25 protein-coding genes and 1 pseudogene are annotated in these 24,733 nt (G+C 70.1%); 9 read left to right on the plus strand and 17 right to left on the minus strand.

The window, feature by feature from the left end:
• Positions 1-131 precede the first annotated feature (131 nt).
• Positions 132-908, minus strand: a complete 777-nt coding sequence (locus FNV62_RS24700) for an SDR family oxidoreductase (protein WP_205521737.1) — start codon at positions 906-908, stop codon at positions 132-134.
• Positions 909-980: 72 nt separating this feature from the next.
• Here FNV62_RS24700 and FNV62_RS24705 point away from each other — a divergent pair, with 72 nt between their 5' ends.
• The 3 genes from FNV62_RS24705 (at position 981) to FNV62_RS24715 (ending at position 3,849) form a co-directional block, all read left to right on the plus strand.
• A complete protein-coding gene (locus tag FNV62_RS24705; protein WP_205522524.1) occupies positions 981-1,877 on the plus strand; it encodes a sigma-70 family RNA polymerase sigma factor in 897 nt (298 codons plus the stop codon).
• 321 nt (positions 1,878-2,198) lie between these two features.
• On the plus strand, positions 2,199-3,047 hold the full coding sequence (locus FNV62_RS24710) for a nitroreductase/quinone reductase family protein (RefSeq protein WP_143627128.1): 849 nt from the start codon (positions 2,199-2,201) through the stop codon (positions 3,045-3,047).
• Between the two features lie 133 nt (positions 3,048-3,180).
• Positions 3,181-3,849, plus strand: a complete 669-nt coding sequence (locus FNV62_RS24715) for an SDR family NAD(P)-dependent oxidoreductase (protein ID WP_143627130.1) — start codon at positions 3,181-3,183, stop codon at positions 3,847-3,849.
• Positions 3,850-3,962: 113 nt separating this feature from the next.
• Here the strand turns inward: FNV62_RS24715 and FNV62_RS24720 are convergent.
• A pseudogene (locus FNV62_RS24720) lies at positions 3,963-5,946 on the minus strand (HelD family protein).
• Here FNV62_RS24720 and FNV62_RS55805 point away from each other — a divergent pair.
• On the plus strand, positions 5,833-6,129 hold the full coding sequence (locus tag FNV62_RS55805; protein ID WP_225900357.1) for a hypothetical protein: 297 nt from the start codon (positions 5,833-5,835) through the stop codon (positions 6,127-6,129). The pseudogene FNV62_RS24720 and the gene FNV62_RS55805 sit on opposite strands and share 114 nt — an antisense overlap.
• An 89-nt stretch (positions 6,130-6,218) precedes the next feature.
• On the opposite strand, the gene FNV62_RS24725 is transcribed toward FNV62_RS55805, so the two are convergent.
• Positions 6,219-6,824, minus strand: coding sequence for a TetR family transcriptional regulator (locus tag FNV62_RS24725; RefSeq protein WP_054232410.1), 606 nt, complete (start codon positions 6,822-6,824; stop codon positions 6,219-6,221).
• Between the two features lie 157 nt (positions 6,825-6,981).
• On the opposite strand from FNV62_RS24725, the gene FNV62_RS24730 reads away from it, so the two are divergent.
• Positions 6,982-7,953 (plus strand): zinc-binding dehydrogenase, encoded by a 972-nt coding sequence (locus FNV62_RS24730; RefSeq protein ID WP_143602164.1) that lies wholly within the window; start codon positions 6,982-6,984, stop codon positions 7,951-7,953.
• 46 nt (positions 7,954-7,999) lie between these two features.
• On the opposite strand, the gene FNV62_RS24735 is transcribed toward FNV62_RS24730, so the two are convergent.
• On the minus strand, positions 8,000-10,237 hold the full coding sequence (locus FNV62_RS24735) for an aminoglycoside phosphotransferase family protein (protein ID WP_225900358.1): 2,238 nt from the start codon (positions 10,235-10,237) through the stop codon (positions 8,000-8,002).
• A 255-nt stretch (positions 10,238-10,492) separates the two neighbouring features.
• Positions 10,493-11,398: a GntR family transcriptional regulator gene (locus tag FNV62_RS24740; RefSeq protein WP_097285283.1), complete on the minus strand. Its 906-nt coding sequence runs from the start codon at positions 11,396-11,398 to the stop codon at positions 10,493-10,495.
• A gap of 194 nt (positions 11,399-11,592) precedes the next feature.
• Here FNV62_RS24740 and FNV62_RS24745 point away from each other — a divergent pair, with 194 nt between their 5' ends.
• Positions 11,593-11,781: a hypothetical protein gene (locus FNV62_RS24745; protein WP_143612198.1), complete on the plus strand. Its 189-nt coding sequence runs from the start codon at positions 11,593-11,595 to the stop codon at positions 11,779-11,781.
• Positions 11,782-11,833: 52 nt separating this feature from the next.
• On the opposite strand, the gene FNV62_RS24750 is transcribed toward FNV62_RS24745, so the two are convergent.
• Positions 11,834-12,571, minus strand: a complete 738-nt coding sequence (locus FNV62_RS24750) for an HAD family hydrolase (RefSeq protein ID WP_054232406.1) — start codon at positions 12,569-12,571, stop codon at positions 11,834-11,836.
• Complete coding sequence (locus FNV62_RS24755; protein ID WP_097285285.1) at positions 12,571-13,452, minus strand: GntR family transcriptional regulator; 882 nt, start codon at positions 13,450-13,452, stop codon at positions 12,571-12,573. The genes FNV62_RS24750 and FNV62_RS24755 overlap by 1 nt, the downstream gene beginning before the upstream one ends.
• A 215-nt stretch (positions 13,453-13,667) precedes the next feature.
• Between FNV62_RS24755 and FNV62_RS24760 the strand changes: the two genes are divergently transcribed.
• Entirely contained in the window at positions 13,668-13,856 is a 189-nt protein-coding gene (locus FNV62_RS24760; protein WP_054232404.1) for a hypothetical protein, read from the plus strand.
• Between the two features lie 18 nt (positions 13,857-13,874).
• Here FNV62_RS24760 and FNV62_RS24765 read toward each other — a convergent pair whose 3' ends face one another.
• Positions 13,875-14,795 (minus strand): winged helix-turn-helix domain-containing protein, encoded by a 921-nt coding sequence (locus FNV62_RS24765; RefSeq protein ID WP_097285286.1) that lies wholly within the window; start codon positions 14,793-14,795, stop codon positions 13,875-13,877.
• 170 nt (positions 14,796-14,965) lie between these two features.
• On the opposite strand from FNV62_RS24765, the gene FNV62_RS24770 reads away from it, so the two are divergent.
• On the plus strand, positions 14,966-15,151 hold the full coding sequence (locus FNV62_RS24770) for a hypothetical protein (protein ID WP_054232402.1): 186 nt from the start codon (positions 14,966-14,968) through the stop codon (positions 15,149-15,151).
• Positions 15,152-15,380: 229 nt separating this feature from the next.
• On the opposite strand, the gene FNV62_RS24775 is transcribed toward FNV62_RS24770, so the two are convergent.
• From FNV62_RS24775 to FNV62_RS24785, 3 genes are all read right to left on the minus strand, one after another.
• Complete coding sequence (locus FNV62_RS24775) at positions 15,381-16,673, minus strand: GNAT family N-acetyltransferase (RefSeq protein ID WP_143627133.1); 1,293 nt, start codon at positions 16,671-16,673, stop codon at positions 15,381-15,383.
• Between the two features lie 319 nt (positions 16,674-16,992).
• Complete coding sequence (locus FNV62_RS24780; protein ID WP_143627135.1) at positions 16,993-17,970, minus strand: asparaginase; 978 nt, start codon at positions 17,968-17,970, stop codon at positions 16,993-16,995.
• A 237-nt stretch (positions 17,971-18,207) separates the two neighbouring features.
• Positions 18,208-18,927 carry a hypothetical protein gene (locus FNV62_RS24785; RefSeq protein ID WP_054232399.1) on the minus strand — a complete coding sequence of 240 codons (720 nt, stop codon included), beginning with the start codon at positions 18,925-18,927 and terminating at the stop codon, positions 18,208-18,210.
• Between the two features lie 258 nt (positions 18,928-19,185).
• Between FNV62_RS24785 and dtd the strand changes: the two genes are divergently transcribed.
• Positions 19,186-19,623, plus strand: a complete 438-nt coding sequence (gene dtd, locus FNV62_RS24790) for a D-aminoacyl-tRNA deacylase (RefSeq protein WP_097285289.1) — start codon at positions 19,186-19,188, stop codon at positions 19,621-19,623.
• Between the two features lie 27 nt (positions 19,624-19,650).
• Here the strand turns inward: dtd and FNV62_RS24795 are convergent, their stop codons facing one another.
• The 6 genes from FNV62_RS24795 to FNV62_RS24820 form a co-directional block, all read right to left on the minus strand.
• Positions 19,651-20,616 carry a YgfZ/GcvT domain-containing protein gene (locus FNV62_RS24795; protein ID WP_054232397.1) on the minus strand — a complete coding sequence of 322 codons (966 nt, stop codon included), beginning with the start codon at positions 20,614-20,616 and terminating at the stop codon, positions 19,651-19,653.
• 9 nt (positions 20,617-20,625) lie between these two features.
• Positions 20,626-21,063: a Fur family transcriptional regulator gene (locus tag FNV62_RS24800; protein WP_054232396.1), complete on the minus strand. Its 438-nt coding sequence runs from the start codon at positions 21,061-21,063 to the stop codon at positions 20,626-20,628.
• 84 nt (positions 21,064-21,147) lie between these two features.
• Positions 21,148-21,723 (minus strand): FABP family protein, encoded by a 576-nt coding sequence (locus FNV62_RS24805; protein ID WP_097285290.1) that lies wholly within the window; start codon positions 21,721-21,723, stop codon positions 21,148-21,150.
• A 248-nt stretch (positions 21,724-21,971) separates the two neighbouring features.
• Positions 21,972-22,922, minus strand: a complete 951-nt coding sequence (locus FNV62_RS24810) for a hypothetical protein (protein WP_143627137.1) — start codon at positions 22,920-22,922, stop codon at positions 21,972-21,974.
• Entirely contained in the window at positions 22,919-23,803 is an 885-nt protein-coding gene (locus FNV62_RS24815) for a hypothetical protein (RefSeq protein ID WP_225900359.1), read from the minus strand. The genes FNV62_RS24810 and FNV62_RS24815 overlap by 4 nt, the downstream gene beginning before the upstream one ends.
• A complete protein-coding gene (locus FNV62_RS24820) occupies positions 23,800-24,588 on the minus strand; it encodes a hypothetical protein (RefSeq protein WP_225900360.1) in 789 nt (262 codons plus the stop codon). The genes FNV62_RS24815 and FNV62_RS24820 overlap by 4 nt, the downstream gene beginning before the upstream one ends.
• Positions 24,589-24,733: the final 145 nt, after the last annotated feature.

Here is a 24,733-nt window from a genome sequence, read left to right on the forward strand (position 1 = left end):
CCTGTGCGCTATACGTTGAGAGTGGAAAGGAGTGGGCAACCCCTTTTGGGTGGCCCCCTTTCCGTAGCCGGCGAAGGCGGCCAGGCTTTCAGCAGATCTCCCTCGCTTCTCCCTCTCTCGCTCTCCCTCGCTCAACCCACCCGCTCCGCGAGGAACTTCTCCCATGTGCGCTTGCCGGTGTCGGCGTCGGTGAGGGAGAGGTTGTCGCCGGCCCGGTAGGCGCGGCCGGCCTTTCCGGGCATCCGCAGGGGAAGCAGCGGGCGGCGCCTGCCGTCGGCCTCGAGGTAGCCACGAACGAGGTCGCCGAGGCCGTACACCGTCGGGCCGGCCAGGTCGGGGACGAGACCGGCCGGGTCCCCGAGCGTCAGCTCGACCAGCCGGGCCGCCACCTCGCGCGAGTCCACCGGCTGGAACCGCAGTCCGCCGGGGACCGGGACGACCGGCAGCTTCGCCATCTTCTCCGCCATCGTCAGGACGAGGTCGTGGAACTGGGCCGCACGCAGCATCGTCCACGGAATGCCGGACTCCGTGACCTCCCGCTCGGCCGCCAGCTGGGTCCTGAACCAGCCGATCGGCATCGTGTCCGCGCCGATGACCGAGATGTGCACGAGGTGCCGTACACCGGCGTTCGTCGCGGCCCGCACCAGATTCCGCGTCGCCCTGTCGTCACCCTTGTTGCCCCCCGCCAGGTGCAGAACGGTGTCCACCCCCGCCAGCGCGGGCTCGATCCCCTCGCCCGTGAGCAGGTCGACCGCGACGTACTCGACGCCGGGGTCCGCCACGGACTCACGGCTGTGGCGGCTGAGGATCCGCACCTCGCGACCGGCCGCCCGCAGCAGCGGGACGACATGGCTCCCGAGGGTGCCCGTGCCGCCGGTGACCAGGATGGGTGTCGTCAAAATCGTCATGGCCTCTCCAATCTCGATGGTCTACTGCTCTGACACCCGGCGAGGAAGGAACGTGACACGGTGGGGGAGACGGTGGGGGAGAACGTGTTGGCGGCGGAACGTTTCGAGGAACACCGGTCCCATCTGCGCGCGGTGGCCTACCGCATGCTCGGCTCGCTGAGCGAGGCCGACGACGCCCTCCAGGAGGCCTGGCTGCGCGTCGGCCGCGCCGACACGAGCGGCGTCGAGAACCTCGCCGGATGGCTGACCACGGTCGCGGCCCGGGTCTGTCTGAACCTGCTCCGCACGCGTGAACGACAGCGCGAGGAGTCCCTCGACGTCCACGTCGACGCACGGGTCGCCGATGCCGTCGTCGGCCCGGCGAGCGGCCGGGACCCCGAAGAGGAGGCGGAGCTCGCCGACTCCGTGGGCGTGGCCCTGCTCGTCGTACTCGACACGCTGGGGCCCGCCGAACGGCTCGCCTTCGTGCTGCACGACATGTTCGCCGTGCCCTTCGACGAGATCGGCCCGATGCTCGAACGGTCCCCGGCCGCCGTACGCCAGCTCGCCAGCCGGGCCCGGCGGCGGGTCAAGGGCGCCTCGCCGCTGCCCGAGTCCGACCTGGCACGGCGGTACCGGGTCGTGGACGCGTTCCTCGCCGCCACCCGGGGCGGGAACTTCGACGCGCTGGTCGCCCTGCTCCACCCCGACGTGGTCCTGCACGCCGACAAGGCCGTCATCCCCACCCCCGAACCCGTCGTGGTCCGCGGGGCGCACACCGTGGCCAAGGGCGCGATGGCCGCGACCGGCCGCGCCGCGTTCACCGGGGTCGCGCTCGTCGACGGGACGGTCGGCCTGGCGATGGCTCCGCGCGGCCGGCTTTCCGTGGTACTCGTCTTCGCGTTCACGGACGGTCTGATCACCGGAATCGACGTGATCGCGGAGCCGGAACGACTGGGCCGCCTCGAAATCGCCGTTCTCGACAACTGACAGCGAGGAAAGCCACCGAGGCAATCCCGTATTTCACTTGATACGGGATTGCCTCGACGCGCGTACGGCATTACCGTTGCGCCCATGACTGCCGGGTCGGCCTTGTGCCGTGAGCGAGTTGGTTGCCCGGCCTCCGAGTGAGGCCGAGGCGGGGTAGAGCCCCGCCCACCCCGACCGCCCTCTTCTTCGCATCACCTCTTCACCTCACCGCGCGTCCGCTTCTTCCGGAATTCCGCGCGCTCTCCCGCACCCCCTTACCGCGCCGCGCCCCAAAACGCCCCGCGGCAATTCACCCTGCCCGAAAACAAAAGAAAGCGACGCATGCCCAACCCCTTCAATCAGCAAGTCATCGAAGAGTTCCGCGCCCACCACGGGAAAGTCGGCGGATATTTCGAGGGAGCCCGGCTCCTTCTGCTCACCACCACCGGCGCCCGCACCGGAACCCCGCACACCACCCCCGTCGGCTACTACCCGGACGGCGGCGACCGCGTCATCGTCATCGCCTCCGCCGGGGGCGCGCACCGGCACCCGGACTGGTACCGCAACCTCGTCGCCCACCCGCGCGTGCGGGTCGAGAGCGGCGTCTTCACCTACGACGCCGAGGCCGTCGTCCTCGAGGGCGCCGAGCGCGACCGGCTCTTCGCCCGCGCGGTGGAGGCCGACCAGGGATGGGCGGAGTACCAGGCGAAGACGGACCGGGTGATCCCCGTCGTCGCGCTCCGCGAGATCCCCCGGGACGGTCCGCCGCACGTCGACGCGGGCTCACCGGGCGAGGCACTGAGGGTCGTCCACGACGCCTTCCGGCGCGAACTGGCGCTCATCCGCGAAGAGTTCGCCGTCTCGGGCAGTTCCCTCGGCGCCCAGCTCCGGGTCAACTGCCTCTCCCTCTGCCAGGGCCTGCACCGGCACCACGCCGGCGAGGACCTCGGTCTCTTCCGTGTCCTCGCCGACCGCCACCCCGGCCTCACCCCGGTCCTGGACCGGCTGCGCGTCGAACACGAGCGGATCGCGGTGCTGATCGAGGAGTTGCGCCGGGTGGTCGGCGAGCGGCCCGCGGACCCGACCCGCGTACTCCCCGAGGTGGTGCGCCTGACGGAGGAGCTGGAAGCCCATCTCGCCTACGAGGAGGAACAGTTGACCCCGGCCCTGGAGGCAGTGACCATCCCCTGACCCACTCCTGAGCCCGGCCGACCCCGGCCCCTGGCTCGCTCCCGAGCCCGGCCGGCCTCCGCCGAGTGGCGCGGGCGGTGACCGGACCCGTACGCCTACCGTGGTCCGGTCACCGTCCCGAGGAGCACCCCACATGATCGCGCTCGTCACCGGCGCCAACCGCGGCATCGGCCGCGAGGTCGCCCGGCAGCTGGCCGTCGCGGGCCACACCGTGTTTCTGACGGCCAGATCCGCCGAGGCCGCCGCCGAAGCGGCCCGCGCCGCCGGGCCCGACGCGCACCCGCTGCGCCTGGACGTCACGTCCGAGGCGGACATCACCGCGGTCGCCCGGGACCTCAGCGCCCTGGACGTGCTGGTCAACAACGCGGCGATCACGTACGACACCTGGCAGCGCGCGACCGACGCCGACCTGGACGTCGTACGGGAGGCGGCCGAGACGAATCTCTACGGGCCCTGGCGGCTGACGCAGGCGTTGCTGCCGCTCCTGCGGGCGAGCGCGCACCCGCGGGTCGTCAACGTCTCCAGCGAGGTCGCGTCCCTCGCGTCCATGGGCGGCGGCACCCCCGCGTACACGTCGACCAAGGCGGCCCTCAACGCCCTCACCCGCATGCTCGCCGCCGAACTGGGCCCCGACCGGGTCCTCGTCAACGCCGTCTGTCCCGGCTGGGTCGCCACCGACATGGGCGGTCCCGGTGGGCGCCCGGTCGCGGAGGGCGCCGCGAGCGTCGTATGGGCGGCGACGCTCCCGGACGACGGCCCGACCGGCGGCTTCTTCCGCGACGGACAGCCCCTGCCGTGGTAGCCACCGGGTCACCCGGCCGGCCCCGGCCCTGGTAGCCGCCGGGTCACACGGACGGTCCCGGCCCCGGTAGCCGCCGCGTCACACGGCCGGTCCTGGCCCCGGTAGCCGCCGGGTCACCAGGGCAGGGGCCGCGCGTGCACGACCTCCAGCCGCGACACGGCCCGGGTGAGCACCACGTACAGCCGGTGCAGGCCGCGCGCCTCCGCCTCGGCGACGGCCGCCGGTTCGACGGCCACCATATGGTCGTACTCGAGTCCCTTGGCGAGGGTGGCGGGCACCACCGCGACACGTGCGCCCAGTTCCTCGGGCCCCGCGGCCTCGACCCCGGCGGCGCGCAGCGCCTCGCGCACTCCCCCGACGTCCGGGTCGGCCGCGATGACGCCGATGGACCCCTCCCGCGCGAGCGCGCCGCGCACCGCGTCGACGGTGGCGGCCAGTACGTCCCGTGCGTCGGGAACCGCGCGGACCGTCAGCTCCCCGTCCCTGCGCAGTGACCGAGCCGGCGGTACGCGCACGTCGAGTCGTGCCAGCAGCCGGTTGGCGAGCCCGACGACGGCTTCCGGCACCCGGAACCCGATCGTCAGCGGCACCACGGCCGCATCCGGCTTCCCGAGATGCCCGAGCAGTTCGCCCCACTCCCGGGCCGCCCAGCGCGTCGTGCCCTGGGCGAGATCCCCGAGCACCGTGAGCGAGCCGAAGGGGGCCCGGCGCGCGATCGCCCGGCACTCCATTCGGTGACAGGTCCTGCGCCTCGTCGACGACCACGTGGCCGTAGCCTTCCGGGTGTTCGACCAGCCCGGCGACCTCGTCGAGCAGGACGAGGTCGGCGGCCGACCACCGGGCCGACTTGTACGAGCGGGGCGGCTTCGCCCACAGGATCGCCTTCCGCTCGTCGGCGTCCAGCAGCCCGTCCGCCGCGTCGGCCAGCGCCTCGGCGTCGGTGAGGAGCCGGGCGAGGACTTCCTCGGGCCGCATCCGGGGCCAGACCGCGTCGACGTACGCGCCGACCGGCCGGGACCCCGAGACCTTCCGCGCCCAGGCGTTCGTCTGGGGCCCGGCGCGCCATTCGGCCTGTTCCCGCAGACGCCGCACGGCCCGCGTCCGCACCCGCTCGCGCCCGATGCCGTACGGGGGTTCTTCCGCCCGTACGCCTTCCACGATGCGGTTCAGTTCCTCGGCCGACAGCCGCCACCGGTACGAACCGTCCGGCACGACGAGCGGGTCGGCGTACGTGCCGACGTTCCCGTACAGGGCCCGGCGCAGGACCTCCGCCATCCGTGCGTCGTGTTTGACGGCGGCGGCGCGCTCGTCGTCGCGCGCCGTGACGGGGTGGCGGGCGATCTCGTCCCCGAGCGTCGACTGTCGTACGCCGCTCTCGCCGAGGGCGGGCAGTACCTCGGCGATGTACGCGAGGAAGGTGGGGTTGGGGCCGAGGATCAGCAGTCCACCGCGGCGGATGCGCTGGGGGTGGGTGTAGAGGAGGTACGCGGCCCGGTGCAGGCCGACGGCCGTCTTGCCGGTGCCGGGGGCGCCCTGTACGCACATGGACGTGGCGAGGTCCCCGCGGACGAGGTGGTCCTGCTCGGGTTGGATGGTCGCGGCGATGTCCCTCATGGGGCCGACGCGGGGGCGCTCGATCTCGCACGTGAGAATGCGGCTCTCCGGAAGCCAGGGGTCTTCGTGCCCCCGATCCCGGCGACCGTCCTCGCCCCGGCGACCGTCCTCATCCCGGTGGCCGTGCTCACCCCGGTGGCCGTGCTCACCCCGGTGGCCGTGCTCACCCCGGTGGCCGTCCCGATCCGGTCGGCTCCCTCCGATGTGTTCGTCCTCCAGGCCGGTGAGGTCCGCCGAGTCCCCCTTGCTCCCGGGCGCCCAGCCGAAGCGCCGGCGCACGGCCACGCCCTGGGGGTCGCGGGCGCTCGCCTGGTAGAAGGAGCGTGAGACGGGGGCCCGCCAGTCGACGACAAGGGGTGGGGCGGCGGGGTGTTCGGTGATGCGCAGGCGGCCGATGTGGTAGCTCTGCCCGGCGTGTTCACCACCGCCGGGGGCGAAGTCCAGCCTGCCGAAGAACAGCGGGCCTTCGGGGAGTTCGCGCAGGTCCCTGGCCTGGCCGCGCAGTTGCCGGCCGAGCACTTCGGCGTCGGCACCGGAGGCGGAGACGTCCTCGCCGGTGACGACCTGCTCCTCGGCGCCGTCGACCATCGCGGCGAGGCCGGCCCGGCAGGCGTCGTGGTGGGCGCGTTCACGGGTGAGGGAGCGGGCGAGGGCGGGGTCGGTTGACGTCACTCGGCCAAGGATACCGAATAACGTTACCGAGTAATATTCTTTACTTGGTAGCCCTCCTTGCCCGGTCACTCATCCCCATGGAGCTACGCATAGCGCGGAAGACCCGCCTCCAGCTGCGCGAACGCCTCCTCGGCCGCGGCGACCGCGTCGGGCCCCACCTGCTCGACGGCCTCACCGTCGGCGATCCGCCGCCAGTTCTCCAGGGCGAGGACGCGCTGTACGGCGATGATCTGTCCGGCGGCGAGCCGGGCGCCGAGGTCGCCGCCGAGCGCCCCGGCGAGCGCGGCCTCGGACCGCTCCAGGTATCTGAACATCCCGGCGGCCAGGGAGGGCGTCCCGTAGAGGAGACGGTGATAGGCCAGGACCTGCGGGGCGTCGTTGAGGCCGGTGACGGGGTCGCGACGCTCCAGCCCGTCGAGGAAGTGCCGGCGCAGCGCCGTCAACGGGGACGGTCCGCGGGCGGCGACGCGCGCGGGTTCGTCCTCGTGATCGGCGAACCGGTGCAGGACCAGGTCCTCCTTGGTCGGGAAGTACCGGAAGAGCGTCGGCTTGGAGATCTCGGCGGCGGCGGCCACCTCCGCGACGGACACGGCGTCGAACCCCTTCTCCAGGAAGAGTCCGATCGCGATGTCGGAGACAGCCTGGTACATCCGCTGCTTCTTGCGCTCGCGCAGTCCGATCTCACCCATGCCCCGAGCCTACGCACGCCCCGGCACCTCCTTGACCTCCCCGACCTTCCCCGGCTCTCCCTGGCTCTCCTTGGTCCTCCTTGACCTCAACCAGGCTTCAGGTCGAAGACTGTCCGGCGTTCGGCCATGCCTGTCTTCGGCTTTGAGGAGCGTTGCGATGCGTGCAGTGCAGGTGAAGGAGTTCGGCGGCCCCGAGGTCCTGGTTCCCGTGGAGCTTCCCGATCCGGTTCCGGGGCCGGGGGAGGTCGTGATCGACGTGGCGTACGCGGACACGATCTTCGTGCAGACGCAGGTGCGGGCGGGGTGGGGGCGGGAATGGTTCCAGGTGACTCCGCCGTACGTCCCCGGGGGCGGCGTGTCCGGTGTCGTCGGTGCCGTGGGGCCGGGCGTTCCCGGCGAGTGGCTGGGGCGCCGGGTCACGTCCTATGTCACGGGCAGCTACGCGGAGCGGGCCGTGGCGGCGGTGTCGGCGCTGACGGTGGTACCCGACGGCCTGGACCTGCGCGGCGCGGCGGCCCTGGTGCACGACGGCGTCACCGCCAACGGCCTGCTCGATCTGACCGCCGTGGGCCCCGGCGACCGCGTACTGATCCTCGGCGCCTCCGGTGGCATGGGCACGCTGCTCGTCCAACTGGCCCACGAGCGCGAGGCGCGGGTGGTCGCGGTGGCCCGCGGGGACGCCAAACTCGCCCTGGTACGGGACCTCGGGGCGGACGACGTGGTGGACGCCACCCGGGACGACTGGGTGTCCGCCGCCCGCAAGGCTCTCGGCGGAGCTGTCGAGGGGGCGGACGTCGTCCTGGACGGTGTGGGCGGCGACCTGGGGGCCGCGGCCCTGCCTCTGACGGTCGACGGCGGCCGGTTCTCCGCCCACGGGGCGCCGTCGGGCGGCTTCTCTCCCCTCGACACGGAGGAGGCCACCCGCCGGGGGATCGAGCTCTTCGGCATCGCCGACGTCCAGTTCGGCCCCACCGACCTGCGCCGCTTCACCTCCGACGCCTATGCCGAGGCCGCGGCGGGGCGGCTGCGGCCGGTGATCGGGCAGGTGTTTCCACTCGAACGCGCGGCCCAGGCCCATGCGGCTATTGAGGGGCGGGGGTTGGTGGGGAAGGTGGTGCTGGAGGTGTGAGAGAGCGCAGCATCGAGGCCGCCGACCGCCCGCAGCCGGCAACAGGTCAGGCGTCCGCGAAGTGCTCGGCTGTCCGTTGGCCCCCCTGGTCTCCCCGCGGCAGCGCACGGGCGAGATAGGGGTTCGCGGTCGATTTGTCCGGGAGTCCCAGTGCTGCCGTGGCTCCGGCCAGGGTCATCGCGTAGGCGTCCACCGCACGCCGGACGTTGGGGGCGTCCAGGCTGTCGCCGGTCACGAGGCGGTCGAGGTCCACATAGGCCGAGCGGACGACTTCCATCCAACGGTAGACACGCCAGTCCTCACGCCAGCCCTTCGTGCAGTCCTCGGGCAGCAGACGGGCCCAGCGGGAGAACAGGCGCTCACGGATCTCCGGACGCGTGGGGGTGAGGTGTATGTGGCGGACCAGGTCGTACAGCGGGTCACCGACCATCGCCATCTCCCAGTCGATGAGGGTCAGACCGCCACTCTCACGGCGCACGAGGTTCCAGGGGTTGAGGTCGCCGTGCAGGAGAACGGGGCGGCGCGGGACCAGGGTGTGGCGACCGAGGATCTCACCGAGACGGCCTCCGTTGGGGAGCCCCAGTTCTCGCATCAGGTCTCGAGTCGCCGGGGGGAGTTCGGTCACCATGCGGACCAGTTCGCCCTGAAGCTCCCGGTAGAAATTCAACCGCGCCGCTTCGGGATCCAGTGTCTCGTAGGCGACGAAGGTCAGCGCCGCGAGCTGATCCACGAGATCGTCCGCCTCGTGCGGCCGGAGCCCGTCCGTGGGGTGGTCCGGTGGGCGGAACCCGTCCGCCGGACCTTCGTAGGACTGGATGGTGAACTGCTCCCGCAGGCCGCTGGTGCCCAGCGCCAGCACTCTCGGGGCGCGTACGGAAACGTTTGACCGCTCGATGGCGCCCAGAACGGCATGCTCATTGAGGAACCGGCGCTCCCGGGCGTTCGCCGTCCCGATCTTCCGGCGAACCATGACGGGAAGGGGGTATCCCGGCACCCGTACCGCCGTATTGAGATGGGCCGTTCCCTTGAACACACGTTCCGCGGATGCGGCCCCCTCCTCGAAGAGGGCCCTGCTCACGACGGGCGCCGGAAACCGTGGATGCGGCTGGACTCGGTCGTCGGGTTCCCAGACGATCTGTGAGATCGGACCGTTCGGGTGATCTCGGCCCGCGTGGGACTCGTTCCAGCGGAAGAGAATGCGCTCGATCTCGGCCGTGTCCGGCACGCTCGCGAGCCGCAGCGGTTCCTCGGCCAGCCTCAGGGCTCGATACACCTCCTGCGTCGCCGCTTCGAGTTCCCGCTGGTCGAAGGAGCCACGGAGCGACGTGGCGGCTCGCATCACGTCCGGGTAGACGGACTGGGCGCGCTCGAAGGCCAGGTAGTGCTTCAGGTCCCGGTCCAGCCCGTGTACGGCCTTGAGCCGCCGTCGGCCCATGACCTCACGCCACGCCTCGATCACCTCGGGCCACTGGTGGTCGGGATACTTCATGCGCACGAGGTGCGTCGCGAGGTCGTGCAGCGGATCGCCGTAGCTCGCCAGCTCCCAGTCGACGCAGATCAGGGGCGGGTCACCGTCGTACGACACGATGACGTTGTCCCGGTGCAGGTCCGTGTGGAGCAGGCTGAAGGGGCGGCTGATGAGCGTCGGCACCCGTTCCGCGAACCGCACCATCGCGTCCTCGGGGATGCCCAGCATCGCGAACAGCCCGCCGAAATCATTCCAGTTACGCCGGCGGATCTGTTCCTCAGCCGCTGATGCCAACGCCCGCAGAAAGCCTCGGCTGTCCCTGCTGGAGCGCGGCCAGGACGCCGGTAGCGCAGGGAGGTGCTGCCTGCGAACCTGCGTCATGTCCGCGAGAAGATCCACCAGCGCAAGGATCAGGCTGGAGTCCACCGGCTTGCCGTTGGGGCAGATGCGCGACAGCGGCACGCCCTCGACATAGCTGAGGATGGTCACGTCACCGCGCTTGACCAGGCACCGCGGAACGTGCGGCAGCACGCGCCAGATCGTGTTGAGGATCTCCGCCTCGTCCTGCCAGGTTCTGATGACCACGGGCACGACCGAGGCGATACGTTCCCGTACCGTCACCGGCGCACGGTCGTCGCACGCCACGAGACGGGAGTCGTTCTCCGTCAAGGGGCGCACCATGTAGTTCCGGTTGTGGTGACCGCGGCCGAACGACCCGAATGCCCTGGCGTAGCGCACGAAGTCCTCGTACGCCGTGTCCGCCGCACTTTCCAGAGCCGGCGGGCCGGACAGGCCGGACAGCGACGGAACACCCACGGTCACTCCTGAATAACTGTGCATAATCGCTGATGTTCATGCATGGCGATGAGGGTGAGCACACCCTAGTGCCCGTCCAGAAGTCCGGCTGAGTCCTCTACGAAATCGGTGCCTACTTGAGAAAGAGTTGTACCTCCCGGAAACACGGAGTTGTTGGAGGCCCGGTCGACTTCCCGTCGGACCGAGGGCAGCCCCAGTGCTCCCGGCCGTCGGCCCAGTGCTCCCCGCCGTCGCCCCGGGGCTCCCGCCGTCGCCTCAGGGCGCATCCGCGAGGAGAAGCCAGCAGGAGTCGAACCAGGCCTGCATGCTCTCCATGAACACAGACCCGGAGGAGTCCGGATCGCCCTCGTCGTTGACGTGACGGGTCAGGGTCGATCCGAGACCGAGGACATCCGTGGCTTCGACCTCCACGCCGTCGTCCAGCAGGATGGGCCGCTCCACCACCTGATACGGGCCGAACAGCGCCTCGACGCCCGGGCGCAGATACAGCTTGAACGCCGGAGCCAGTGGCACATGCCGGATCTCCACCCGCACTGAGGGCACCAGACCCTCCGTCTGCAGATCGCGCAGAGCGGCACGCAACGAAATCGTATGCCGCCCGGTGATGGCACGGAGCCGGTCCTGCAACCGGCCCGATTGGTCGGGTTCCGGCTGCGCGGACTGGTCCTCACTCGACTTCTTCATGCGCGGGTAGGGAAGGTCCAGCGACTCCGAGGGCAACAGTATGCGCAGCTCGATGCGCTCGGGGGTGATCTCCTTGAGCCGGATGTGCTCGGCCTGGAGTCGGATGTGGGCGTCCAGGGACTCCGAGGTGAGGGTGAACACGTCCAGTCGTACGGTCGGCTGGGCGAATGCCCGTGCGACGAAGGTGCCCAGAGTCGCGCGCACCCGGGGCACTTCCTGTTTCGGGTTGCCCAGGTGGGTCGGGCTCTTCACGACCCGCGATCCGCTGCCCTGACGGGACTTGATCCAGCCTTCGTTGTTCAGCTCTCGCAGTACACGCTGCACGGTGTCGCGGGAGACCCCGAGTTCCTCGGCGAGCTCACGCTGCGCGGGCAAGTGGGAGTCGATCGCGTACGTGCCGTCGGCGATACGGGTTCGCAGCGTCTCCAGGATGCGCTGGAACTCCGTACCGCCTCCCTCGCCGCGTTCTCCGCTCACACCGCGACCGTACCTCGCCCACTCCCTGGGCAAACCCGCTTCCCGGCACTTGAGTGACCGGATTGGAAGGTTGGCAGGGCTGGAAGTTGACTGCCCGTTAAGGGATCAAGCAGACAGGGCACATCCAATTCGAGGTAACCAGTCCAATTGGACGACTAGTTGACGGATTCGCTGAAGTGGACGGGGTGGGATACGTGATCTTCTTTCAACTGGTGGGCGTGGGACTCGAGCTCGGCGTGACGCAGCTCGTGCGGATGGAGCTCGGCCTGGTGGGTCTGGTTCTGCTGACCCTCCTTCTGGTGGGGGTCCGAGCGGGACACCCACCCCTGGCCTGGTGGTCGGCAGCCCTCTTCTTCCTGCTGACCCTTCAGATCCAGACCTGACGCGGTCAGACCTGGCACCTCCAGGCCTGGCACCTGCAGGCTTGCCGACGATTCACGCCGACCCCCGAAGCACCCTCAGCACAGGCTCCAGTGAGCTCACCACGTCCTCGGCGCCCGCTTCGCGCAGGAGTTTCTCCTTGTAGGCGGTGCGGGCGTAGCCGAGGAAGGGGACGCCGGCCTGGCGGGCGGCCTCGTAGTCCGAGGGGGCGTCGCCGATCATCAGGGCGGCGGCGGGGGCCGCGCCCAGGGCGTTCAGGGCGCGGTTGAGGCAGTGCGGGTCCGGCTTGAGGTGGTGCAGGTCCTGGCCCCGGCCGTAGACGTTGGGGGCGAAGCAGTTGGTGAGATCCCGGCTCGCGAGGTAACTGGTGGCGGTGCGGGCCGAGTTGTTGGTCGCGATGGCCAGCCGTGCGCCGACGGCGCTCCAGGTCCGGATCAGCGGGTCCGCGTACGCGGTGGGCCAGGCGGACGGCACCGCCTTGAGTTCCTGCTGGGTGAGACGTTCCTCCAACTCGCTCACCAGATCGCTGTGCGGATGGCGGCGGTGGACGGCGTACAGGACGACCATCGGGTCCGGGTGGACCTGTTCCTCCTCGGTGAGCAGTCCCCGCAGCCCCTGCCGCTCCAGCCACTCCACCAGGTCCTTCGCCACATCCTCCGCGGAGTGCCCCGCGAACAGCCGACAGATCGGCCCGTCGAAGTCGAAGAGCACAAAGCGAGCGCGTTCGATCACTTCCCGCAAGTTCTCGGTCTCTGCTGCCACAGGTTCGGTCTGCGCCGTATCAGAAGTCACTAGGAGAGTGTCAGGTCCGTGGTGATGGTTTCCCAGAGGGCGTCGAACCACTTCTGGGATTGCTCCACGAACGCGGCGTCCCGCTGACCGGTCCGCTTCTCGAAGGAGAAGAGGAGGGAGTCCGAGCCGAGGGCGTCGTACATGTCCAGCGTCACGTCGGCCATCTCCTCCTCGCGCCGGGTGACCATGTAGTAGGCGATTAAAGCCTCGACGCCGTTGAGCAGGTACAGCTTGATGGGCGGGGTGAAGGGCAGGGCCCGGAACGCCACGCGTACGTCGATGCCGTGCGAGGAGCGCAGGGCGCGCAGGTTGTGCTGGAGAACGTGGACCTGGGCGTTGCGCTGGGCGAGCCAGCGTTCGTGGACCGGGTCGTCGTCACCGCGGCCGTCGACGGGGACCGGGAAGGCGAGGTTGATGTCCCGGGACGGGAGCAGGATGCGGACGTCGATCGACTCCGGGCGGATACGGCCCTCGTGGATCAGCCGGACCGGTTCGCCGAGCGCCAGCATCAGGGTCTCGGCGGTCAGGCAGGCCGCGTCGACCCGGACGTGCGGCGCGGAGAACGCGTCGGCCAGCCGGGGAGCCAGTCCGACCATCGTCGTCTGAGGCTCGTTCCCGGCCGAGGCCGGCGGCTCCGCGATCCGCGGGGGGCTGCCCTTGCTGACGTTGCTCAGCAGTCCGTCGTCCTGGAGCGCGCGCAGGGCCTGCCGGACGGTGCCCCGCTCGACACCGAACTCCTCTGCCAACTCGGCCTGAGTTGGCAGGCGGTCGCCCGCCTTGAGGTCACCGGCTCGGATCCGATCCCGCAGGACGTCGGCGATCTCCTGGGGCGAGAGCCTTCTGCTGCCGTTCACTGCAACGTTCTCCTGGGTCACGACCAAACGCTACAACTCTCGTCCATCTACGGGGAGTTGTTTGAAAGTTGTTTATGGCTAGTAGCCAAGTGGGGACAACTTAATCAGAGTTGGTCACCAACTTAGCCAAGTTGGCGGAAGTTTTGCCTCCCCCACCCGAGTCCGTTCACCGACTCACCCGGCCTCACCCTCGCACACCCCAGAGGAACCACCACGCCACAGTAGAAGCAGGAGAACCGCCCATGCCCGCCATAGCCCTTCTCTCCGCCCTCTTCGTCGTCGGCTTCGACCAGTTCGTGCAGTGGCAGTACGGCACGACAGGCGTCATCGGCCTGCTGCTCCTCACCATCGGGATCAAGGCCAAGAGCCCCACCTGCAGCTCCATCGGCGCGGTCGTCCTCGCCCTGATGGTCGCGGGTCCTGCCCTGTGACGTGCAGGGGAGAGTCGGTCAGTTCGAGAGCAGCAGCTTCGAGCTGATGGTCTCCCACAGCGCGTTGAACCAGAGGTGGGACTGCTCCACGAACGTGGTGTCCCGCAGCCCGGTCCCCTGCGCGAAGGGGAACAGCATGGACTGAGTGCCCTGGACGTCGTACATCTCCAGGTACTCGTGGTCCACTTCCTCCTCGCGCCTGGTCAGCGTGTAGTAGGCGAAGAGCGCCTCGACCCCGTTGAGCAGGTACAACTTCACCGGCGGGGTGAAGGGGAGCGCGCGGAAGGTGACGTTGACGTCGATGCCGTGCGTGGCACGCAGGGCGAGCAGGTTGTGGCGCAGCACCTGGCCCTGGGCGTTGCGGTTGGTCAGCCAACTGCGCTGGAGCCGGCCGGCCGTCGAGGCGTCGACCGGTGCGTCCACCGGCGCGGGAAAGGCGAGGTCGATGTCACTGCTGGGAAGCAGCACACGGACGTCCACCCTGGCCGGTTTTATTCGGCCCGCGTGAATTTGCCGGAGGGGTTCGCCCATGGCAAGCGTGAGCGATATCGACGTCAGGCACAGCGCGTCGATCTCCACGTGCGGGGCTTCGAAGGCGGCCGTGATCCGGCCGCCGAGTGCCACCGTGGTGGGCTGCGGTGAGGCTTCCGGGCCGGTCAGAGCCCGTCCCAGGGTGTCGGCGACGGTCGCCGGGCTTCCTTTGGACACGTTGACGAGCAGATGTTCCGACTGCAGGATGCGCAGCGCCTGCCGGACCGCCCCGCGTTCGACTCCGAACTCGTCGGCCAGCTTGGCCTGCGTGGGCATGCGCTGCCCCGGCCGCAGCTGGCCGGACCTGATCCGGCTGCGCAGCTCGTCGGCCACCTCGCGGTGTGACCTCTGTGGCCGTGGTGACCTGTTCCGTCCATTGACGGAGGCGTGTTCCGGTTCCACGACCAAACACTACAACTTCGCGCCATCTTTGGGCAGTTGCAGGATAGGTGGTTATGAGTCGACCCAACGCGGAGATAAGTATCAGTGAGTTGGTTGCCAACTTACGCAACATGGTCACACTTTCCGAGGGTTGGCCGCCAGAGTCGTCCTCCCCAGGACCCCAAGGAGGGAACGTCATGCCGCTCATCGCCCTCGCCGTCGCCGCCCTCGCCATCGGATTCGAGCAACTCATCCAGTGGAAGTACGGGCCGCTGGGCATCATCGCGTTCGTCGCGCTGTCCGTCGGCCTCAAGGCCAAGAACACCACCATCAGCGGCATCGGAGCCGTCCTGCTCGTGATGCTGCTCGCCCAGTCCGGCTGATCGGACGCCACCGTCCGGCAGTCCGGCTGACCGGGCTCCCCTCCGGAGGGGAGCCGGGAGCTCGGTCAGTCCGTTCAACGCACCACCGCACCATCGAACAACCACACAACCGCACAACCGCACGGCTACGGATGCAGTGCACCACCACTCACCGACAAAACCGGAAGGAGCCCCACACCAGCCTTACAGGCCGCACGATTCGGAATCGGAATCAGCATCGGAATCGGAATCAGAAGATGTCCGGGCACCACGGTCGCCTGGACGTGCGGAGCAGGGCGTCGGCGACGACGGCGGCGCCCTCTCGTTCTTCGTGCACCCGCCCGAGCGCGGCAAGCCGCACCGCCGACTCGTCGCCCAGCCACAGGGCCGCCAACTCGCCCACGTTCAGGGTGAGATCGGCGGTCGTCGTGGTCGGCGCGCAGGTCGCCCCGTCGGGTCCGGCCTCCAGGCGGTAGCGCCCGGCGGACAGTCCGTCCCCGTCGGTGACGTCCAGGACCAAGGTCCCGGACCCCGCGTACGTACGCGCCTCCAGAGCCCGTACTACGTCCAGGATCCGCACCCACAGCCAGTCCGCCTGGGTCGTGATGCGGGCGGCGCGCGGATCGGGGAGGAAGTGCGGGAGCAGGTCGTCGGGGGCCCGCCAGCCGGTCTTGACGTGGGCGATCCAGTCGATCGAGCAGACGTATTGCCACAGGGCGCGTTCGGCCGCCGGGGTCACCGTGATCAGCCAGTTCACCTCCGCCGTGTTCAGCGGTTGCTTGACGTCGCCCCAGTTGTCGTCCGACTCGTACGAGACCAGGCCCTCCACCTCGCCGGTCGCCGAGCGGTACACGGCGTAGAAGGGTTCCTTCCAGGAGTCGCCGCTCAGGATCAGTGCGCCGGTGTTGATCTGCCACCAGCGCTCGTCGCGGCTGACCGCGCCCGGCTGGGTGCGGCGGAGGCGGTCGTGCAGGTCCGGGCCGAGCTTGCGTACGTCGTCGCCGTCCACCAGGTCGATACGGGCGCCGTCGGTCGGCCCGGACCAGCGGGGGTCCAGGCCCGACCTGGAGACGTCGATGGTCCACTCGGTGGCGGTGGTGGCCTGGCCGAAGCCGTACCGCCCGTAGATCGGGTACTCCGCGGCGATGAGGGTGGCGACCACGTCGCCGCGGTCCTTCGCCGCGGTGAGGTCGGTGGCCATCATGCGGGTGAGGAGGCCTCGGCGGCGGTGGGTGGGGGTGACGGAGACGTTGGTGATGGCGTCGGCGGGGACGGGGGTGCCGCCGACGGTGGTGAGCTGCTGCGGGAACGATCGGAAGGTGGCGATGATGGGGGTTTCCCCGTTCGAGCGAGGTCGCGAGTGGGGGAGGCCGGTGTCGAACGCGCCGAGGGTTCGTTGCGGGAGGACGCTCGAACCGCGGTTGGTGATCTCCTGGTCCGATACGGCCGGGGAGCGTAGGAACCCCGTGTTCAGCGCGCGGATCCAGGCCGGGATCTCGGCCTCGGTGATCGTTCGTACGTCGATTTCTTCGCGACGGCTCATGGGGGCACGCTAGGGCGCCGGACAGGCCCCTGTCGCACCGTTTTCGCCCCCGCCGCCCCTACCCGTCCCATCCCCGGGGCTCCGCCCCGGACCCCGTGAGCCGTCCTTTCGGCTGCGGGTTGGTGGGGGCTGGTCGCGCAGTTCCCCGCGCCCCTCGATGCGCTCGCGCGCATCTTCAGCCCGTCCACCGTTTGAGGCCGAGGCCACCCACCCAGGCCGATGCGGGGTCCAGGGGGCGGAGCCCCCGGGGGGCGCAGGGGTGCAGGGGCGGAGCCCCTGGGATGGGGCGGCGGGGGCTAGGGGCGTTTGGAGGGTGGGGCTAGAACGTCGCTCGGATTTCGCCCACCTCAATGCCTCCGCCGGTCAGGGGGGCGTGGCCGATTTTGGAGAGGATCGGGGATCGCGTGCCCAGGAGGGACAGGGCGCGGGCGAGGACGGGGCCGAGTGCGCGGGTGGCGCCGTCGTCGATCTTGAAGGCGAGGGCCCTGCCGTCGGGGAGGGCCACCGCCTGGACGGCCTCCGCGCCCATCTTGGAGAGGGCACCCGGTATCTCGCGCATGAGCCAGGTGTCGGGACGGCGCGTGCCGGCGACGTACTCCGGGTGGGCGCGCATGGCGTCGGCGACACGGCGTTCGGCGGAGCCGGAGGCCGCGAGGACGAAGGAGCGGAAGGCACGCGCGAGGCCCGTGAGGCTGATCGCCATCAGGGGCGCACCGCAGCCGTCCGTACCGACCGCCGCCACCGACTCCCCCGCCGCCTCCTCGACCACCGTGTGGATGAGCTGCTGGAGCGGATGCCCGGGGTCCAGGTAGGAGTCCAGGGGCCAGCCTCGCAGCGCGCACACCGCGAGCATCGCCGTGTGCTTGCCGGAGCAGTTCATGGTGACCCGGTCACGGACCGCGCCCCCGGCGAGATACGTCTCCGCCTCCGCCGGGTCCAGCGGCAGATCCGGCGGGCACTGCAACTGCCCGGCGTCCAGCCCGTGCTCGGCCAGCATCTTCTGGACGAGATCGCGGTGGAAGGCCTCCCCGGAGTGGCTGGCGGCGGCGAGAGCCAGCCGTTCGCCTGCCAGGTCAAGCCCCGCCCGCAGCACACCCGCCGCCTGCATCGGCTTGTTCGACGAACGCGGGAAGACCGGCGCGGTCACCTCGCCCAGCGCCAGCTCGACCGACCCGTCCGCGGCCAGCAGCACCAGGCTGCCCCGATGCCGCCCCTCGACGAATCCCGAACGGACGACCTCGGCGAGAACAGGCGGTATGAAGGGGTCTGCGGGGACGGCAGGAGCGGCGGCGGACATCGGCGGTGGCCTTCCATGACAGGGACCCGCCCGGTGATCGAACCGCGGCACCGTACGGGAGGTCCCCCGATGGCGTGTCCCCGGCCGAGCCCCACGACCGCGACCCGGGCTGTTCCCGGGCGCGGCCGCCGCACCGCGGAACCGTGCGCAGCCATGGGGCCCGGCCCCGGATGTCCCGGAGCGCCGGCGCCGCCGCAGCCGTCGCACGCTCCCCCGGGATCGCCGGGGGCCACCGCGTCACATGAGCAGGTCGTCTACTTGTGCTTCCCCATCACGGTACCTGCGGGCGATCTCGGCGCTGCAATCGTCGGCGGTGCGCTGCAGGCGCTGGCGCCGCCGGGAGACCTGCTGCTCGTAGCGCACCAGCCGCCCCATCCCCGCGCCGAGCTCGTCGTCCGTACGTGCTTCCAGGTCGGACAGCTCCACCTCGGCGAGCATGTCCGCGGCCAGCCGCCGGTACTCCTCGCCGTACGGTGTGCCCACTGTCACATGGCGGGCCGACGAACGGTGCCGGGCGGGCGCGTCCGTCAGGATCTCCGCGAGCCGGTCGACGACCGACGCCCCGCCGGAACCGGAACCCGCTCCCCTCCCCCCGGCCGGACGCAGCCCCGGACTCGTTCCCAGGCCCGAGACCAGCGGCGCTCCCGACATCGCGGAGGGCGCCCGCAGTCCCCCGCGGCGCGCCAGCTCCGCCCGCAGGATGTCGATGCGCCCCTGGAGCAGCCGCCGCACATAGCTGAGGTCGGCCTCGTCGCGCTGCGCGTCGCGCCGCAGGGTCCGCAGTTCGGGCAGCCGCAGCAGGGGCAGCTCGGGCGCGGGCGGGTCCGGGGGCAGCGGGCTGTCGGTGCGCTGCACGGGAGGACGATGAACCCCCGAACGACCGCCTCCCGCCCGCGGACTCGTACGGGTCAACGACACAGCCCCGGGCGGCTGCTGCCCGGTACTCGGTGTGCTCATGTGCCTCTACCGTCCCCTCGACCGGCGCGGTCCACCCCACGGTTGCACCGCAACACACGCATCGTGCCACCCCAAGTGGCCGCTATGTGACCGAGTGCCCCCGATCGGCCCCAGATGGGGGGGTAAGGAGCAAAAAGAAACCCCCAAAGGACCCCTCGAAAGAGGTCAGGGATCACGCGCGAAAGCATTGAGCCCTGTGCAGCGAAGGCGTTGAGCCCCGTGCAGGGGGGCTCCTCCCCGCACGGCATGATGGTGGCCATGCGTGCGGTGGTGCAGAGGGTGGACGGCGCGAGCGTCGTCGTGAACGGGGAACACGGTCCGGAAACGGTCGGGGCGATCGACGGCGAGGGGCTGTGCGTCCTCGTCGGTGTCACGCACGACGACACCAAGGAGAAGGCGGCCCAACTGGCCCGCAAACTCTGGTCCATCCGGATGCTGACGGACGAGAAGTCGTGCTCCGACATCGACGCGCCGCTGCTCGTCATCAGCCAGTTCACCCTGTACGGCGACGCCCGCAAGGGCCGCCGCCCCACCTGGAACGCGGCCGCCCCCGGCGATGTCGCCGAACCCCTCGTCGACGAGGTCGTGGCCCAACTCCGCGCGCTGGGTGCCACGGTGGCGACGGGCCGGTTCGGCGCGCAGATGCGCGTCTCACTGACGAACGACGGCCCGTTCACCGTGCTCCTGGAGATGTGACCCAGGAGATGCGACCCGTCTGAGCCCCTACGGCTCGACCACGACCTCCTGCGCCGCCGCCGTCGTGTCCGCCAGCAGCCGCGCGTCCAGCGGCACGTTCCGCTTCACCAGGGCGAGCGCGATCGGGCCGAGCTCGTGGTGGCGTACGGAGGTGGTGATGAAGCCGATCTTCCGGCCGTCGGGGCCGTCGTCCGCGAGGCGCAGTTCGGCGCCGTGCGGCGGCAGATGGACCTCGCTGCCGTCCAGGTGCAGAAAGACGAGCCGACGCGGGGGCTTGCCCAGGTTCTGTACGCGGGCGACGGTCTCCTGGCCCCGGTAGCAGCCCTTCTGGAGGTGCACCGCGGTGTCGATCCAGCCCAGCTCGTGCGGGATCGTGCGGTGGTCGGTCTCGAAACCGAGCCGCGGGCGGTGGTGTTCGACGCGCAGCGCCTCGTAGGCCAGCAGCCCGGCCGCCGGTCCGGCCTTCTCGGCGTACGACTCCAGGTCCGTACGCGGCAGGAAGAGATCACGCCCGTACGGCGTCTCGCGTACGACCACGCCCTCGGGGACCTCGGCGATCGAACCGGCCGGCAGGTGCACGACCGCGAAGTCGGCCGTGCGGTCGGCGGTCTCGACGCGGTAGAAGAACTTCATGGACTCCAGGTACGCGAGCAGCGCGTCCTGGGTGCCGGGTTCGACGTGGGCCCAGGTCGTGGTGCCGTCGTCGACGATATACAGCGCGTGCTCGATGTGGCCGTGCGCGGAGAGGATCAGCGCCTCGGTGGCGCGGCCCGCCGGGAGGTCCGTGACGTGCTGGGTGAGCAGCAGGTGCAGCCAGCTCAGCCGGTCCTCGCCGGTGACCGCGACGACGCCGCGGTGCGAGAGGTCCACGAAGCCGTTGCCGTCGGCGAGGGCGCGCTGCTCGCGGAACAGGTCGCCGTAATGGGCTGCGACCTGTTCATCCACGCCTTCGGCGGGGACGGCGCCGGGCAGGGACAGGAGAGGGCTCTTCATACACCTAGCCTACGACTTGGTAGTTGAACTCTTGAGAGAACAGTCCTTGCAGCGACCGAAGATCGCGAAGTGCTTCATGTCCGTCTCGAAGCCGAACGTGTCCCGGAGCTTCGCGGTGAACTCCGCGGCGACCGATACGTCGGCCTCGATGACGTTCGTGCAGTCCCGGCAGACCAGGTGGATGTGGTGATGCCGGTCGGCGAGATGGTAGGTCGGCGCGCCGTGCCCGAGGTGCGCGTGACTGACCAGACCGAGCTCCTCCAGGAGTTCCAGGGTCCGGTAGACGGTGGAAATGTTGACCCCCGACGCCGTCTTCCTCACCTCGATGAGGATGTCGTCGGGGGTCGCGTGCTCCAGGGTGTCCACGGCTTCGAGGACAAGCTGGCGCTGCGGCGTCAGCCGGTAGCCGCGCTGCCTCAGGTCGCTCTTCCAGTCGATGCTCACCACACAGGAAGTCTAGGACCATTCCTGGATGTGACGACCTGAGGAGAACAGCCGAACCGGCCGGACCACTTCCGAACCGCTTCCTGGCTACTTGAAGAACGCGATTCCGTCGTCCGGCATGTCGTCCGGGAGGGCCTTGGCCCAGCGCTCGACGTCCTCCGGAGTGACGACCTTCTTCAGGTGCGCGGACATGTAGGGGCGCAGCTCGACCTCGGGGGTCTGCTTCTCACCGACCCACATGAGGTCGCTCTTCACATAGCCGTAGAGGCGCTTGCCGCCGCTGTACGGGGCGGACGCGGCGGTGCGCGCCACAGCGTCGGTGACCAGGTCGATCTGCGGCTGCTTGGCGGCCAGGTCGCCGTACCAGATCTCGACGACCCCGTCGTCGCGGATCATGACGACCTCGACCTTGCGGTTGCCGTCGATGCGCCAGAAGCCCGACTCGGTCTCCAGAGGCCGGACCTTGTTCCCCTCGGCGTCGAGCACCCAGGTGCGCGAGTGGTACTCCAGGAAGTCCCGTCCGTCTTGGGTGAAGGTGACCTCCTGCCCGAAGTTGCACTTCTCGGAGCCGGGGAAGTCGTGAACGCCCGCACCGGCCCAGTCGCCGAGCAGGAAGGCAAGGGGAAGCAGGTCCTTGTGCAGGTCGGACGGGATCTCGATCATGAGCTCGGCAGTTCCTCGATGGGGGTCAGCGCTGGCCCTGGTACAGCTTCTTCACGGTCAGCCCGGCGAAGGCGAGCACGCCGACGCAGACCAGGACCAGCAGGGTTTCGAAGAAGATCTCCACGGGGTGCTCCTCGGATGAGCGGGGTGGGCGGTACAAAAGCCGAGCCCCAGCTTAGTGGGCCGGGGCTCGGGGCTCTCTGCGAGGTACTCCTGGGCGATTCTTTGCGAGGTACGCCCCGGCCTGCTCAGCCGAGCAGCTGGCTCTGGAGGACCACCGTCTGCTGGAACGGCACCGCCTTCGCGGCGCCCTTGCGGGACTGCACGATCAGGGCGAGGGTGTCCCCGGCCGAGAGGTACGCCTGGCGGACCTGCTCGGCGCCGTACGGCTTGATCTCGTCGTACGCGTGACGGATCACGTCGTCGACCGTGGCGCGGTCCGGGAACCGGTCGTCGGCCATCGCCCGCTCGGCGCCGCGCAGTGCGTAGATCGGCGAGCTGTAGCTGGTCAGCCCGGGCGAGTTCACCTCGTCCGCGACGACGACCGAGTCGAACTGCAACAGGTAGATCCGTGTGTGCGTACCGTCCGGCGTCGTCCAGCCGCGCGCCGCGATGTGCCGCAGACCGTGGTCGGTCAGCTGCTGCCCGACCGTCTCCCGGTCGTCCCGCGTGGCGTACTCCGCCAGGAACGTCTTCGTCGCCAGCCAGCCGTCCGTCCCGCGCAGCGCCGCGTCTTCGTGTGCGCCCTTCGGGGCGGGCAGTACGAGCCGCCGCAGGTCGGCGTAGTGGGTGCCGGTCCTGTTCGACTCGGCGAGCGGGCGCGGGCTGCCGGAGGGCAGCGGCGGCCGGGTGATCGTCGGGTAGTCCCAGCGCCCGTCCGACTCCGTCGCCAGACCGGGTACGTCGGTGCGGTCCATGCGGGTGATGCCGTACGCGACCGACGTGCCGACCGCCGCGAAGACCACGGTGGCGGCGGTCCAGCGCAGCAGGGCCCGCAGCACCCGACGGTCCTTGCGCACCGGGGCCGGTGCGTCCTCGGGGGCGGGTGCCAGCGCGTCCGGCACCTCGACCGGAGTCGTGGTCCCGTCCTCGACGGGCGTCGGCGTGGCGTTCTCGACCGGCGTGGCGTTCTCGACCGGCGTCGCGTCCTCGACCGGCGTCGCCGCCGCGTCCTCGACGGAGCTCGTCTGCTCGGTCATACCGCCTCCCCCGGCTCGGCGATGCGGTCGAGCTGCTCGCGCAGCAGCATCGCGACACCCTTGGTGTTCAACGGCTTGGCCCCGTAGGCGGTCGCGCTGACCAGCACGTCACCCTGGTAGGCGGAGCAGACCATCATGTCGAGCTTCTCGTCCTTGTCCTTGGGCGGCAGGAAGCACTCGGCGTTCTTGTGGCCCTTGATCTCGGGCCCCTTGCGGAAGATCTTGAGGGCGTCGAAGAACTCGTTCTGGAACGTCGACATGCCCTTCACCGCCGCCTTGTCCTCGATCTGGGCCAACTCGATGCTCATGGTGAAGCCGCTGTCGGCATACAGCGTGGAGCTGAACCCGCTGGAGGTGCTGAGGTAGCTGCGCATCGCGATGCCCTTGGTGCGCTGCTTGTCGATCCGCTTCTCCAACTCCCGCCGCTGGGAACGCGGCAGGTCGCGCAGCGCCTCCTTGCGCAGAGCGGTGGCCTCGGGCCCGCTGAGCGAGGCGTCGGAGCCGAACTCGCCGATGTCCGGGCCCCGGCTCGAGCCCTCGGTGCCATAGGGCACGAGCATCGCGGCGAGTCCCGAGGCGGTCTTCGCCGTCTTGGCGTCGTTGGGGGCGGGAACCGGGAAGGTCCAGGAAGGCGCGCCGGGGTCACGGTCGGCGTCCTGGACGGTCACGACGGTGTAGCCGGCGCCGCCTAGGACGGCCGCGACGAGGAGCACGGATCCGGCGACGGCGGCGATGCGCCCCCGGCGGAGGGGTTTCTTGGGTTTCTTGACGGGGTCGATGGATTCCAGGTCGACGGATTCTGGCGCGGCGGATTCGGGCGCGGCGGATTCGGGCGCGGGCTCCTGGACGGGCTGCTCGCTCATCGGTTGCTCGTCGGTCACAGCCGCTCCATCTGCCGCTCGGCCAGGTCCATGATCTTGGCCTTGGGAATCGGCTTGGTGTCGTAGATCCAGATCTCCATGGCGATGTCACCGCGCCAGGCGTGCGCCTCGGCCTCGTACATCGGGAGGTAACCGGGCTTCGTGTCCGGCTTGGTGTGGACGTAGGCCATGCCGTCGCCCGTCCCCGGGACGGCCCAGACGTGGGTGCCGCTCTTCGTGTTCGCCCAGTAGCGGCCCTCGGCGGCGGCGTCGGAGGCGCCGAGTTTCTCCTCCTGCCGGTACTGGATGAGGCGGACCTCCACGCTGTACGTGCTGCCCACCGTCCAGCCGGTGGCAGCCGCACGCCGGAACTCGGCCCTGACCAGATCGCTGAAGGCGATGGCCGGCTTGGTGTACTCCTCCGCGTAGTCGGCGATGCCCATCCAGCCCTTGTCGCCCGGCAGGTACGCGGCGTCCCGCGTCCCCTTCGGCCGCTTGACCAGCAGCTTGCGCAGGTCGTCGTCGGTCTTCACCCGGCGGTCCCGCGCGGCGGACAGGGGTTCGGGACCGGCGCCCCGGGCCTGGGCGACCACGGGCTGCGAGAGCGACGGCAGCTTGGTCGGCTCCCGGTCGGCCTGGATCAGAAAACCGGCACAGGTGCCCCCGACCAACCCGAGCACGGCGGCCGTGGCGATCAACAGGGCCGTACGCCCCCGCCGACGTACGCGAGGCGTTTCCTCCTGGATCTCCTCAGGGATCTCCTCACGGTTTTCCTCAGGGATCTCCTCTCGGATCTCCTCATCCATCTCTTCGACTTCCACGACATCCCCCCACGGAACGCGACGCGCGGATTCCATATCCGCGCGCACAGGAGACCCATGGCAACCTCACGGGGTTGTAAGGGACATGATCACGATTCGAACTCTCCCCGAACGCCCCCGGACTACGATG

It is taken from the genome of Streptomyces sp. RLB3-17, assembly GCF_007113425.2.
Taxonomy (GTDB): Bacteria; Actinomycetota; Actinomycetes; order Streptomycetales; family Streptomycetaceae; genus Streptomyces; species Streptomyces mirabilis_D.

What these genes read in the sequence shown, in the direction of transcription:
- FNV62_RS24700 (WP_205521737.1), bottom strand. Translation starts at nt 908, where the DNA reads ATGACGATTTTGACGACACCCATCCTGGTCACCGGCGGCACGGGCACC.
- FNV62_RS24710 (WP_143627128.1), top strand. Translation starts at nt 2,199, where the DNA reads ATGCCCAACCCCTTCAATCAGCAAGTCATCGAAGAGTTCCGCGCCCAC.
- FNV62_RS24715 (WP_143627130.1), top strand. Translation starts at nt 3,181, where the DNA reads ATGATCGCGCTCGTCACCGGCGCCAACCGCGGCATCGGCCGCGAGGTC.
- FNV62_RS24725 (WP_054232410.1), bottom strand. Translation starts at nt 6,824, where the DNA reads ATGGGTGAGATCGGACTGCGCGAGCGCAAGAAGCAGCGGATGTACCAG.
- FNV62_RS24730 (WP_143602164.1), top strand. Translation starts at nt 6,982, where the DNA reads ATGCGTGCAGTGCAGGTGAAGGAGTTCGGCGGCCCCGAGGTCCTGGTT.
- FNV62_RS24760 (WP_054232404.1), top strand. Translation starts at nt 13,668, where the DNA reads ATGCCCGCCATAGCCCTTCTCTCCGCCCTCTTCGTCGTCGGCTTCGAC.
- FNV62_RS24770 (WP_054232402.1), top strand. Translation starts at nt 14,966, where the DNA reads ATGCCGCTCATCGCCCTCGCCGTCGCCGCCCTCGCCATCGGATTCGAG.
- FNV62_RS24775 (WP_143627133.1), bottom strand. Translation starts at nt 16,673, where the DNA reads ATGAGCCGTCGCGAAGAAATCGACGTACGAACGATCACCGAGGCCGAG.
- FNV62_RS24780 (WP_143627135.1), bottom strand. Translation starts at nt 17,970, where the DNA reads ATGTCCGCCGCCGCTCCTGCCGTCCCCGCAGACCCCTTCATACCGCCT.
- FNV62_RS24785 (WP_054232399.1), bottom strand. Translation starts at nt 18,927, where the DNA reads ATGAGCACACCGAGTACCGGGCAGCAGCCGCCCGGGGCTGTGTCGTTG.
- dtd (WP_097285289.1), top strand. Translation starts at nt 19,186, where the DNA reads ATGCGTGCGGTGGTGCAGAGGGTGGACGGCGCGAGCGTCGTCGTGAAC.
- FNV62_RS24795 (WP_054232397.1), bottom strand. Translation starts at nt 20,616, where the DNA reads ATGAAGAGCCCTCTCCTGTCCCTGCCCGGCGCCGTCCCCGCCGAAGGC.
- FNV62_RS24805 (WP_097285290.1), bottom strand. Translation starts at nt 21,723, where the DNA reads ATGATCGAGATCCCGTCCGACCTGCACAAGGACCTGCTTCCCCTTGCC.
- FNV62_RS24810 (WP_143627137.1), bottom strand. Translation starts at nt 22,922, where the DNA reads ATGACCGAGCAGACGAGCTCCGTCGAGGACGCGGCGGCGACGCCGGTC.
- FNV62_RS24820 (WP_225900360.1), bottom strand. Translation starts at nt 24,588, where the DNA reads ATGGATGAGGAGATCCGAGAGGAGATCCCTGAGGAAAACCGTGAGGAG.